Below are 12,219 nucleotides of genomic sequence, written 5' to 3' on the forward strand. Positions count from 1 at the left end.
CGACCGATGCCAATCGTGCAGACGGCTGTCGGCGTTCCCCGAAAGGAGACATTCGTCGGCAGTCAGACAACTTCGGCTCGGGGTGGCAAGCGGACCCTGGCCTTTCGTCACTAAGCAGACGTTCCGCCGCATTTTCTGAACCCATTCCAACCTTCAAACAGTTGAGGTTGCGACCGACAGCGTCGCGATCCTGGGAGCGTTGAGCGGTTATCATGTCCTGCGGGAGCGCAGGTGGGTTCAACCAATGCCTTGAGGTGGTCAAACGCCGGGCAAGAAAGCCAGTTTTATGGAACAGCCCGGCACTTGGCACCAAACCGGCGACCTCGATACCGAGCAGGGCAAAGGCGATCCGTTCGCCGCAGCCGTCCGTGCCACACGCATGGCGATGATCATCACCGACCCACGCCTGCCGGATAATCCGATCGTCTTTTGCAACGACGCTTTCCTACGAATGACGGGGTATCACCGTGACGAGGTGATGGGTCAGAACTGCCGCTTCCTCCAGGGTGCCGACACCGACCGGGGCGCCGTGGCGCTGATCCGGGAAGCCGTAGCGGCGCAGCGCGACATCGCGATCGACGTGTTGAACTACCGTAAGGACGGCTCGTCGTTCTGGAACGCCCTGTATCTCAGTGCCGTCGCCAACGAGGCCGGCGAGGTGCTGTTCTTCTTCGCCTCGCAGCTCGACGTCACCGATCGGGTAGATGCGCACCTGCAGGTGCAGAAGGAGAAGGATCATTTCGAGGCCGAGGTCGCCCGGCGGACCCGGGAGCTGACCGATGCCCTGGCCACGCAGACCATGCTGGTCCACGAGGTCGATCATCGGGTCAAGAACAACCTCCAGATGATCGCGGCCCTGCTGGCCATGCAGACGCGGGCGATCACCGATCCCGCCGCCCGCGTCGCCATGGAGGCGATGCTGACCCGGGTCGAGGCCCTCGGCACGGTTCACCGCCGGCTCTACCAGTCCAACAACGTCGAGCGGTTCGACGTGGCCGAGTTCGCCCGCGATCTCGCCAACGACCTGATCCGCGGCGCGGGTCAGGAACGCATACGCCTACGCCTCGACCTCGAAGCCGTGGAGGTCCCGGCCGCCAAGGCGCCTCCAATCGCGCTGATGATGAACGAGCTGATCACCAACGCCCTCAAGCATGCATTCCCTGAAGATCACGCGGGCCGGTTGTCCGTAACGGTTGCACCGGAAGAAAACTATTTTCGTATCAAAATTTCCGACGATGGGGTTGGCATGCCGGCCCAGGTGATGGAACAACGTTCGTTCGGCAAACGCTTGATAGGTACCCTCTGTCGTCAATTGAATGCCAGTATAGCGTGGCAGTCAAACAATCCTGGAACGACAGTCAATGTTTGCTTGCCAATCGAGATGGCCGGCAGTTTGGAGAAAAAGTGAGTGAGCCATTACGGATAGCGGTTGTCGAGGATGAAGCGCTCATCCTGATGCAGATCGAGATGGCGTTGGAAGATGCCGGTCACATCGTGGTGGGTACTGCGGTAACGGCGGGCGAGGCAATCGCCCTAATCCATCAGACCCATCCCGATCTGGTCCTGATCGATCTGCGCTTGGGCGACGGCTCTTCCGGCCTGGACGTGGCAAACGCCGTGCGAACTGTCGGCGGTATCACGGCCGCATTCATGACAGCCAACGACCGGCAGCTCTCCGATGATCTCAACGGGGCCATGGCGGTGATTGCCAAGCCATTCAGCTGCGCCGTGCTGGAGGACGCGCTCGTTTATTTAGAGGAATGCGTGCGCCGCCCACCCCCTGGCGATCTGGTGCCCCGTGGGATGAGGGTAGCACCTGATTATTTAGCGAGCTTCGCCGAAATGCGTGCTTGAGCACCACTCGGAAGCTCAAGCGCAAGAGCCAGGTTTCCGCCCGTCCCGCTATAGGTCATTGCTTCATCGAGCAGCTTGCAATCGGACGATCCCAACTTCTGCAAAGCGTGGCAACCGGACCCTGGCCTTTCACCCCAAAGCGGACGCTCCACCTCTCAACCAAAGCAGGCGCAGGGCTAGGAGTGCCGCGCTCGCTCTCTGCTGCCCTCGATCATCGAACGGATCCGCGCTGCCATCGTGTCGATGGCGAACGGTTTGGTCAGCACTGCCATACCGGGCTTGAGTTGCCCGTTACCAAGAATGGCGTTCTCCGCGTAGCCGGTGATGAACAGCACCTTGAGGTCGGGGCGACCGACCCGCGCGGCGTCCGCCATCTGCCGCCCGTTCATGCCGCCCGGCAGACCTACGTCCGTGATCAGCAGGTCGATACGCGCATCCGATTGCAGGACCTTGAGCCCCGCAGCGCTGTCGCCCGCTTCGATCGACGTGTAGCCGAGGTCTTCCAGGATGTCGGCGACCAGCATGCGCACGGTCGGCTCGTCGTCTACAATGAGGACCGTCTCGCCCTGTTCGGAGCGTGGCAGGTCGGACACCCCCACCAAGGCGTCATCGTCCTCGACCTCGCCGTAGTGGCGCGGCAGGTAGATGCACACCGTCGTGCCCTGTCCGATCTCCGAGTAGATGCGTACCTGCCCGCCCGACTGCTGGGCAAAGCCGTAGATCATCGAAAGACCGAGCCCGGTACCCTCACCGATCGGCTTGGTGGTGAAGAACGGCTCGAAGGCCCGCGCGATCACCTCAGGCGACATTCCGACACCCGTGTCGGTCACACACAGCGACAGGTACTGACCCTCGGGGATGGCCTGCTTGGCGGCTGCCCGCTCATCGAGCCACTTGTTGGCGGTCTCGATGGTGATGCGGCCGCCGTCTGGCATGGCGTCGCGCGCGTTGATGCAGAGGTTCAGGAGCGCGTTCTCAAGCTGCGAAGGATCGACCAGAGCGGGCCAAAGGCCGGACGCGCCGACGACCTCAATCGGGATGTTCGGGCCAACCGTGCGCTGGATGAGATCCTGCATGCCGGTCGCGAGGCGGCTGACATTGGTCGGCTTAGGATCGAGCGTCTGGCGGCGCGAGAACGCGAGCAGGCGGTGCGTCAGAGCCGCCGCGCGCTTCGCTGCCCCCTGGGCCGCCGTCATGTAGCGGTCCACGTCAGTGAGGCGGCCCTGCTGCATGCGGGTCTGCATCAATTCCAGCGAACCGGAGATGCCCGCCAGCAGGTTGTTGAAGTCGTGGGCCAGCCCTCCGGTGAGTTGCCCAACGGCTTCCATCTTCTGAGCTTGCCGAAGGGCTGCCTCGGTTCTGCTCAGAGCCTCAGCCTGCTCCTTCTCGGCTGTGATGTGCCGTCCGCTCGCGTAGATCAGTTTCTCCTCGGGAGCGGCGACCCATGAGATCCAGCGGAAGCCCCCATCCTTGTGGCGGTAGCGGTTCTCAACGACCGGTAGGTTCTCGACGCGCGCATGCTGAAGCGCGCGGTCGGTCAACGCCTCATCGTCCGGGATCACAAAATCGAACACCGGCCTGCCGATCACATCCTTAGGTGTCCAGCCCAGGATCGCGGTGAAAGCCGGGTTGATGGCTTTGAACACGCCCATGCCGTCGATGATGACCTGAACGTCCTGCGAGTTGCGCCAAAGGCGGTCACGCTCCTGGGTGAGCTTGGCGAGTTCCCGGGCCTGCGCTCGCTCCTCGGAGACATCCCGGGCACTGCAATAAAATAGACCGCCCTCGGGCACAGCGACCCACGTCAGATCACGGTAATCACCAGCTTTGGTTCGATAGCGGTTCTCGAAGCGTAGGACCGGCTCACCTGCGAGCAGCCGTTCGAAGGCGGCCTGCGTTTTGGGCAAGTCGTCGGGATGGATGAGGTCCAAGAACGAAATCTCGGCCGTTTCCGCCTGGGACCATCCGAGCACGGCCTCCCAAGCCGGGTTCACCTGGAAGAACACGCCCGCGGCATTGGCGACGACGAGGAGGTCCGTGGTGACCTGCCATGTCCGACTGGACCAGTTCGGCGCATCAATGGACACGCCCCCCTCTTCTCGGTTGCCGAGCGCGTGATCGCGGTCAGGCACGCGGGGCTGCCTTCACGACCTCAACGACCTCTGAGCGCAGGGCTGGGATCGCGTTCGCCTCCTCCCGTGACAGCAGGCGAAGCGCAGCCCGCACGACCTCGCTTGCGCTCGCGTAGCGACCCGAGTTCAGACAGGCGCGCACAAGCGCGTCCTGCTCTGCGGTGATGGATACAGTGAGGGTTCGCCGCGTGGTCATGGCTGAGCCGTGCGCTGTATGAAGATTGCTTACAAGCGCCCTGATGCCACACCGGCAGTGATCCTGTGTACGCGCCATGCTTCAAGGTTTCTGGCGCTGAAGCAGACCTCCCCAGGGTTTGCTATGGGTCGAGAGCAGGCTCACCGCTGGTGTCCGCTTCCATGGATCGCTACCACAAAGCGGATTGATGGCAATCCACCCCAACCAGTCATTCCAAGCCGCATCCATGCCCGGCACGCCTCGCGGAGGCGGCACCTGCACAGAGCGCATAACTTAGCGGTGTCGGATAACCGATCGTTTTTCCGACGAGTCGCTCCAACTGTCCGGAGCCTGACCAGACCGGCTTACATTTTTTGTCGGGTAAATATGTCGGGCTTTCAAACGCCGGTAAAACCCTTGGTTAGGCGTGCATGGCTGTTTCGAGCCACAACTTTGCTAGAAACCGGACGGGAAGCCTTCTGCCAGACTACGCCGTGCCGGATCGTTAACTCCCGCAAAACCGGCTGTTCGGCTCTACCCTCATCCCAGCTATTTCTCTTGTGACCTGCCCAGTCCCGCCACCCGATCTGATCACGGGTTGGCGGGTAAGATTGTCCATTCCACTGGCATGAGCTGATACGCAACGCGGCTTCAGAGCAGGATGATTGTCGGCGATTGGCGGATCAGCGGTGCTTGCTTGTTAGGCCGCTTCGCGAACAACCGCTGAGGCGCGGTCGATCGCGGCGATGACCTCGATCGGTGCCAGGTGCTGGATCATGTGGCCCATGCCTGGCACGACGATGAGGTCACTGTTGGGTAGCTCGTGGTGCAGGCGCTTCGACTGGCGGTCGACGTCGGCGATCTGATCGTCCCCGCCGACGATGATCACGACCGGGAGCTTCAGATCGCGGTAGTGCTTCTCAAGCTCGACAGTCACCGGCGTCATCAGAGCGGCGTCTTCCGCCGACGCACGCAGCTGTATCGGGCGCAGCATCATGGCCTTCGGGAACTGGCGGTCGAAGCGCTCTGTGACGGTGGCCGGCGCGAACATCGCCTTGATCATGGCGGGCTGCAGGATCCGACCGACCACGGGCGACACGGTGTAACGCATCAGGTCGCCGACACCCGGGATTGCCGTCGGGGACGAGAGCAGCACGTCGGCGCGCAGCGTCGGGTAGTAGTACCCGGAGGCCAGGACGAGGCTACGGACGAGCTGCGGGGCCTGAAGCGCGAGGGCAACTGCGACCAGCGCACCCCAGGAGTGTCCAAGCACGACAGCCTGCGTGACGTCGAGCTGCTGAAGCGCTTTCTGGAACAGCGTGGCGTGGGCGCGTGGCGTCCAGAGCCCACGCGGCCGGTCGCTGTAGCCGTAGCCGGGCCGGTCGATGATGATGACCCGGTAGCGCTTGGCAAGATCCTCGACGATGCCGCTGACCAGGAAATCCTGGATCATCATGCCGTTGCCGTGGATCAGCACCAACGGCTCGCCGCGGCCCCGCTCGACGTAGTGCAATCTCACCCCATCGACGGTCAGGAACTGGCCGATTGGTGGGGTCTGGTGCTCGGCCTCACGTGTCTTCGAGGCAGCGTAGAGCGCCGATGCAGCGAGCGCCGCGGCGGACCCGAGTAGCGTCGGTCCGAGCCAACGGCCTGCAGAGGAATGGCGTGTCATCGTGTGATCCTGGTCGAGTACGGAAAATGCTCGTCGATCATCCGGATCGCCTTGAAGCCATGCTGTCGGGTCGGTGCGGGACGGACATAGAGGCGAGAGCAGTTGCGTCGCCCTACGGCAGCGCGCCGATCATGCCCTTGGCTTGGGTCATCGTGTCTTCGCAGGCACGCTGATAACCCTGGCTATCCTCCTCGACCGCTCGGCTAAGCAGTCGTCTCGCGTCCGCAACGTGCGCCGGCGTGGGGATCATCGCCGCGTCGCTGGGTTCGGCAGTTGGAGCCGCTGCGAGAGCCTTCGGCGAGTGGCTGCTGCGGAGCGGATGCCCGTCTTGGAGCCCCGCCACGTGAATAGCTCCGGCGCTGTCGAGACGGCGTTCGATCGTCCCAATCTGCTCGGCACAGGAGCTGGCCCGGGCCGGAAGCTGTGAGAGGCCGAGCAGGAGTGCTGAAGCCGCCAGGGAGAGTTCAAGGCGCATGGAAGGATCCTTTGTACCGCGGGCTATTGACCCACGCTCTGCCCTAGCGGCAGGTCGTGCGATCCGAGCGACCGCGAGAGATACGCGCAGTTGCTCGGATGATCGCTGGGATTGTTGCGGTGCAACATGACAACCGTCGGATGTCTCGATCGATCCCTTGCGTTCGAGGAAAGATCCTGACCGAGGCGTATGCACGTGACGTCCCGGGCAGCGAGGGCTGCGTTGCGAGACTGCCATCCGGCTGACTGCAACGAACAGAGCCCGGGCGCTCCCGACTTGCTACGAACGGCGGCGAAACGTGTCGCTGCGGGGCGTGGAAGGCGCCAAGCTCGAGAAGGGCATCCGCCGGTCGGGCCACGATGCACAATACCATACACCAGCAGATGATTGGGGAGCGGGTCGCAACTGAATCACCCGCGCCAGTCGTAGATCGTTGCCCACCAAGCTGTCGGGGAGCGGACCTTCGCTGGGTCTGCAAAGTATCGGTAGGGGCCCGTCCGCTTTTCCAGCCGACCTTCTCCGAAGCGGACGGGCCGCTTTCGGCCAGCATCGACCGTGTTGGTAGGCGCCGGTGAACGGCCGGGTTGGGTGGAGCCTGTGTGAAAACGAAAGCGCTTGCCGAAATTGTAGAACAATTCTCTACGCTGCAGACAAGCGGCCCCGCTGCAGGGCGGTTCTGACGCGATTTAGGCCTAAATTTCGGCGCTGCCCAGGTTGTTCTCGGGAAGATCCTTCTACCCCTTTGTCGTTTTCACACATCCTCGGTGGGCAGCGGAAGTTGGGTTGACGCCCGGAAGCGGACCTTCGGCTCCGCGTTCAGCGCGGAGACCCCGACTGTACACGTTCAACTGCGGAAGCGGACGTAGGCGCCTCGAACCAGCCGCTGACAGTTGCCCTCAGCTTAGCGGTACCGCCGTATGTGAAGCGGCGACGCCTTGCTCGTGGAAGGGCGAATATTCGAATGGAGCGTGCTGATGTGCAGGCGGCTGCGGCAAAGGCTGATCGCATCGACGAAGCACGTCACGTCTCGGCCCATTGCCGAAGCAGGTTGTGATAGGTCCCCGTCAGAGGCACCAGGGCCTCGTGTCCCGGTACGTCGCGGGTCAGATGCCGGATCGAAGTGTCGAGGTCGAACAGCAGGGCCCGGCGGGTCCGGTCGCGGATCAGGCTCTGGATCCAGAAGAAGGAGGCCACTCGTGAGCCGCGCGTGATCGGCGTGACGTTGTGCAGGCTGTCGGCTGGATAGATTACCAGATCACCGGCAGGAAGTTTGACGGCGTGGCTGCCGTACGTGTCCTCGACCGTTAGCTCGCCGCCGTCGTACTCGTCCGTCCCACTGAGGAACAGCGTCGCCGAGATGTCGGTCCGGATGCGCTGGCCGTCCAGCGACTGCCGGATGGCGTTGTCGATGTGTGCGCCGAAGGTCATGCCGGCGTCATACCGGTTGAACAAAGGCGGGAACACGGTTTGCGGCAGCGCGGCCGAGAGGAACAGTGGGCTACGCTTGAGCGCGAGCAGGACCATGTCGCCGAGCTCGCGAGCCTCCGCAGTGCCCTCCGGCAGCTGAAGGTTCTTCTTGACCTGCGCCGACTGGAACCCGGCGGTGACCCGGCCGTCGGTCCAGGCAGCACGATCCATGATCGCACGGCAGCGGGCGACCTGATCTGCGCTGAGCACCTGCGGGATATGTACGAGCATGGGATGGGTCCGTTTGGCTAGGCGCTCTCGGCGGGCATCAGACGCGAGTTAGTCAATGCGGAGGTGCCACCCCGCAGCGCCGCCTTGTTGCGCCGCTTCCGCAGCCACATCAGTACGCCGGTGATCGCCAGAAGCGTCGGCAGGACCCCGCAGAGGCCCGCCAGCGTGGCCCAGATCGGGCCGTGTGAGCGGCCCTCATGCACGCGTCGCATCCAGGTGCCTATGACATCCCCGCGGCGCGGCGGTCGTTCCAGCGTCGCTTGCCCGGTCGCGTCGTCGATGCTGATCGAGTGCCGCGTGCCATCTGGAGCCTCGACCTCCAAGCGCCACGCCCTCGTGGTGATGCTGGGCGCAGCGAGCATCCGCGGTGTCTCGGGTTCGGCAGCGTCCTTCCCGATCTCAATGGCCCGTTCCGCCGTGAGTGCCGGGTGTGGCATGAGTGGATCGGCGCCGGTGCGCCTGACAGGTGGCTGCGGCGTGTCGAACGCGTTCAGCACTGCGCTCGCCTGCGGCGGGAAGGCCAGCACGATGCCGGTGAGCGCCATCAATCCCAAGGGAATCGAGATCCAGAAGCCCGCGAGGTGGTGCAGGTTGATGCTCATCGTTGGGCCCCGGCGCCAGGCGAAGGCGCGCACGAGGCGCGCATTGCGCGGCAGCCAGAGGACCAGCCCGGTCAACGACAGCAGCAGCAGCGCGACGCCCGTCCAGCCGACGATGGCGCGGCCGGAGTACTCCGGAACCATCAGGTTCTCGTGGAAAACGTGGACCTGCCCGATCAACGAATTACGGAAGTCCTTGATGCCGAGCACCGCGCCGGTCGGTGGGTCGAGATAGACGAGACGGCTGGGCGGCCGCCTGTTGCCGGCCTGGCCCTCGGGCCTGCCGCTCCGGTTGGTGCCACGCTCACCGTCCAGCTTGCGCTCAACCGCGGATGGTGGGGGTTGGAGGCGGACCATGACGGTAACCGGCCTGCCTTCTCCGTTCGGCCAGCGCAGCATCGCAGCTCGCCCGCCCACGGCCTCGCTTGCGCCCTGCATGTACTCGTCCGCGGGACGAGCCACGGCCGTGCCGGTGGTCGCGTAGAAGCTGGGATTGAGGACCTCGTCGATCTCGTCATCGAACACGAGGACCAAGCCGGTGAGCGTGATCGGCACGATCAGGAGCGCCAAGCCGATCCCGAGCCACAGATGCACCTTGCGGAACATCGTGCGCCAGGAAGGGGGTCGTTCAAACGCCATCGGTCTTGCACCCGCTCGGTCACCGCCGGCCGGTCTTGGTTCAAGACTCCATCGAAAGCAAATCAGCTAGCTTAGAATTCATCTAGTATATCTTCAGTTTTAAATTATTATAATCAAGAAATAACAGCAAAAGATTTCAGATACAAAGATTCCGATTGATATTAGAATGCGGATTAAGATACCCGCCAGATACGTACGGGGCGGGTATCCTGGAATTGTTATGAAGAAGCAGGAACTGATCGCCGAACTCTTCTCGGCCGCCGATGATGGGGTCAGCTCCTCATTCGACAATGGATCCAGCCCTCGCGCAGCCGGATTGACCCGCCTCTCGCAGGCTGCGTTCGGCGCAGCCTCGCTGGCCTTCGTCGCTGCGCCGGCAGCAGGGCAAGAGGCCATGTCGATCGTCATGGACCAGCTCGACGTCACCACGTCGGGACCGCCCACAGGCTCGCCATACAACCCCCGGCAGCTTCAGCTGCAGCGATTGCCGACCCCGATCCTCGACACCCCTCAGAGCATCACGGTCGTCCCGCAGCAGCTCATCCAGGATCAGCGCGACTCGACGCTTGTCGAGACGCTGCGCAATGTGCCCGGCATCACCATGTTCGGCGGCGAGGGAGGCACGCAGGGCGACAACATCAACATCCGCGGCTACTCCGCCCGCAACGACTTCTACCGCGACGGCGTCCGCGACCCTGGCTGGTACACGCGCGACACGTTCAGCATCGAGAGCGTCGAGGTGCTCAAAGGTCCGTCCTCGTTCCTGTTCGGGCGCGGTTCGACCGGCGGCGTCGTCAACGTCACCAGCAAGCTGCCATTCTTCGCCGCCGACAAGGTGCAGATCGACGCGTCGGGCTACAGCGCACCGGGCGCGCGCGTCACCGGGGACATCAACACGGTCCTTGGCGACTCCGCCATCCGCCTCGCATTCCTTGCCAACGATACGGATGTCGCCGGCCGCGACCACATCAACACCACACGCTTCGGCGTTGCCCCTTCGCTTCGGGCGAACCTGACACCGGACGATCAGGTCACTGTCAGCTACATCTACCAGAAGGACAATAATATCCCGGATTACGGCATCCCGGTTCTGCCGGGTGGCTACTTCGGCACTTACTATGGCCGACCTGCGCCGGTCTCGAAGAACACTTACTTCGGCCGCCTCAGCCCGGGCTTCTCCGACACCGAGCAGGTCGACGCCCATATCGGCACGCTGCAGTACAAGCACACGTTCGATCAGGACTGGAGCATCACAAACACCACACGCTACTCGCTGATCGATCGGTTCGTGCGCGTCCGCGGTGTCCAGGTCAACGGTACGAACCTGTACGGGCAGGCCACCGGCGGCGCGGCGCTTTCGAGTGCAGCCCTGTTCGCGCGTCCACTGGGCAGCCTCTACGTGAACAACACGAACGACTTCCAGAACCACACCGTCAACACGCTGTTCACGAACCAGACCGATCTCGTCGGCCACATCGATACGTTCGGCCTTCAGCACACGCTGCTAAGCGGGATCGAGCTCAGTCAGGAGACCCGCGACCAGTACCGGACCAACATCGCGGGTGGTTCACGTGTCAACGTCGGTTTCCCCAATCCCTATCCGACCAGTCCGGGTGTCGTTCCAACCAGCAGTACGGACACCTACGACGTCGGCAACACGGTCGGCGTCTATGCGAGCGATCAGGTCAAGATCAACCGCTACCTTGAGATCCTGGGCGGCCTTCGGTACGACGATCTCTCGGTCCACCAGCACGCGGCGACCGTTCGAACGCCGAGCTACATAGAGACCGGCCCGCTGAACGCGACAACGCCGTACAACGTCGTCAACAAGGTGCAGTTCGTTAGCTGGCGGACGGGCGCCGTCGTTCATCCAGTCGACAACGCTAGCGTCTACTTCATGTACGGAACCTCGTTCGACCCATCGAGCGAGTACCTGACGATCACCGGCGGCCAGCAGAACCTCAAGCCGACCACCAACGAGACCTATGAGGCCGGCGCCAAGTACGACCTGTTCGATAGTCAGCTCAGCCTGACGGGCGCTGTGTTCCAAGTCACCCAGCAGAACGCGATCGAAGCCGTCGACTCAACGAACGGTATCTATTCGACGGTCGGCACCACGCGTGTGCAGGGCTTCGAGCTTGGCGTTGCCGGCAAGATCACGGACGCTTGGAGTGTGTTCGGCGGCTACACCTATCTGGACGGCCGCGTCCTGAAGAGCGCCCAGAATACCACGGGCGCCTTCGTGTCGACGCCGGGCAACATCCTGGCCAACACGCCGCACAACACGTTCGCGCTCACCAGCACCTACCTAATCCTGCCGGGCCTGACGGTCGGCGGCAGCGCGTACTATGTGGGCGAGCGCTTCACCAGTTCGGCGAACACCGCCCTCGTGCCCGGCTATTGGCGGTTCGACGCACTGGCCACCTACCGGCTTACCGAAAACGCGGCGTTGCAGCTCAACGTCTATAACATCGCCGATACCAAGAACTTCGAGAGCGTCTCTGGTTACGGCTCGGCCACGCCCGGTCCAGGTCGGACGTTCGTGCTGACGGCACGCCTGACGTTCTGAACGCGTTCCACCTCCCCGGATCAATCGAGCGATGCTGGCGTGATCACACAGCCGGACGGCATGCTTCTGTCGGCGAGATTACGAGCGGAAAAATCTGCTTCACCTCGTTGCTCGCCTGAAAACAGTCAGACAGCTTTCGGCCAAACTTGGCCATTTGGGGCGAATTAAGTCGCCGATAAGCAGATGGGGTGGATGGCTCCCGCTCCAACTGACGGCATCTCGGTGCCAAGATGTGGTTGCTGTCGAAGCAGCAGCCACGCAGATGCAGGAGCCATCCCTATGGAGATCACCACCGTCGGCATCGATCTGGCCAAGAGCATTTTCCAGGTTCACGCCGTTGATGCAGCTGGGCACGTCGTCGTTCGCAAGGCGCTGCGGCGGGCGCAGGTCGTGCCGTTCTTCGCCA

The 12,219-nt window shown here is 63.1% G+C and carries 9 protein-coding genes and 1 pseudogene; 4 read left to right on the forward strand and 6 right to left on the reverse strand.

Going from position 1 to position 12,219, the window contains the following annotated elements:
• The first annotated feature begins 286 nt into the window (after positions 1-286).
• Both FV242_RS23375 and FV242_RS23380 read left to right on the forward strand, forming a co-directional pair.
• Positions 287-1,408: a histidine kinase dimerization/phosphoacceptor domain -containing protein gene (locus FV242_RS23375; RefSeq protein ID WP_147940598.1), complete on the forward strand. Its 1,122-nt coding sequence runs from the start codon at positions 287-289 to the stop codon at positions 1,406-1,408.
• Positions 1,405-1,854: a response regulator gene (locus FV242_RS23380; RefSeq protein WP_147940599.1), complete on the forward strand. Its 450-nt coding sequence runs from the start codon at positions 1,405-1,407 to the stop codon at positions 1,852-1,854. The genes FV242_RS23375 and FV242_RS23380 overlap by 4 nt, the downstream gene beginning before the upstream one ends.
• A gap of 176 nt (positions 1,855-2,030) precedes the next feature.
• On the opposite strand, the gene FV242_RS23385 is transcribed toward FV242_RS23380, so the two are convergent.
• From FV242_RS23385 to FV242_RS23410, 6 genes are all read right to left on the reverse strand, one after another.
• The gene (locus FV242_RS23385) at positions 2,031-3,986 is read right to left on the reverse strand and encodes a PAS domain-containing sensor histidine kinase (RefSeq protein WP_187278527.1); all 1,956 of its coding nucleotides are present in this window, start codon (positions 3,984-3,986) and stop codon (positions 2,031-2,033) included.
• Positions 3,979-4,260, reverse strand: coding sequence for a type II toxin-antitoxin system ParD family antitoxin (locus FV242_RS23390; protein ID WP_306440314.1), 282 nt, complete (start codon positions 4,258-4,260; stop codon positions 3,979-3,981). Before FV242_RS23390 ends, FV242_RS23385 begins: the two co-directional genes overlap by 8 nt.
• Positions 4,261-4,861: 601 nt before the next feature.
• On the reverse strand, positions 4,862-5,833 hold the full coding sequence (locus FV242_RS23395) for an alpha/beta fold hydrolase (protein WP_147940601.1): 972 nt from the start codon (positions 5,831-5,833) through the stop codon (positions 4,862-4,864).
• A gap of 112 nt (positions 5,834-5,945) precedes the next feature.
• Positions 5,946-6,308, reverse strand: a complete 363-nt coding sequence (locus FV242_RS23400; protein WP_147940602.1) for a hypothetical protein — start codon at positions 6,306-6,308, stop codon at positions 5,946-5,948.
• 1,020 nt (positions 6,309-7,328) lie between these two features.
• Positions 7,329-8,006, reverse strand: coding sequence for a Fe2+-dependent dioxygenase (locus FV242_RS23405; RefSeq protein WP_147940603.1), 678 nt, complete (start codon positions 8,004-8,006; stop codon positions 7,329-7,331).
• A gap of 17 nt (positions 8,007-8,023) precedes the next feature.
• Positions 8,024-9,211 (reverse strand): PepSY domain-containing protein, encoded by a 1,188-nt coding sequence (locus FV242_RS23410; protein ID WP_187278528.1) that lies wholly within the window; start codon positions 9,209-9,211, stop codon positions 8,024-8,026.
• Positions 9,212-9,464: 253 nt separating this feature from the next.
• On the opposite strand from FV242_RS23410, the gene FV242_RS23415 reads away from it, so the two are divergent.
• The gene (locus FV242_RS23415) at positions 9,465-11,813 is read left to right on the forward strand and encodes a TonB-dependent siderophore receptor (protein ID WP_187278529.1); all 2,349 of its coding nucleotides are present in this window, start codon (positions 9,465-9,467) and stop codon (positions 11,811-11,813) included.
• 279 nt (positions 11,814-12,092) lie between these two features.
• A pseudogene (locus FV242_RS23420) lies at positions 12,093-12,219 on the forward strand (IS110 family transposase); the annotation flags it as partial.

This window comes from Methylobacterium sp. WL64 (assembly GCF_008039945.1).
Taxonomy (GTDB): domain Bacteria; phylum Pseudomonadota; class Alphaproteobacteria; order Rhizobiales; family Beijerinckiaceae; genus Methylobacterium.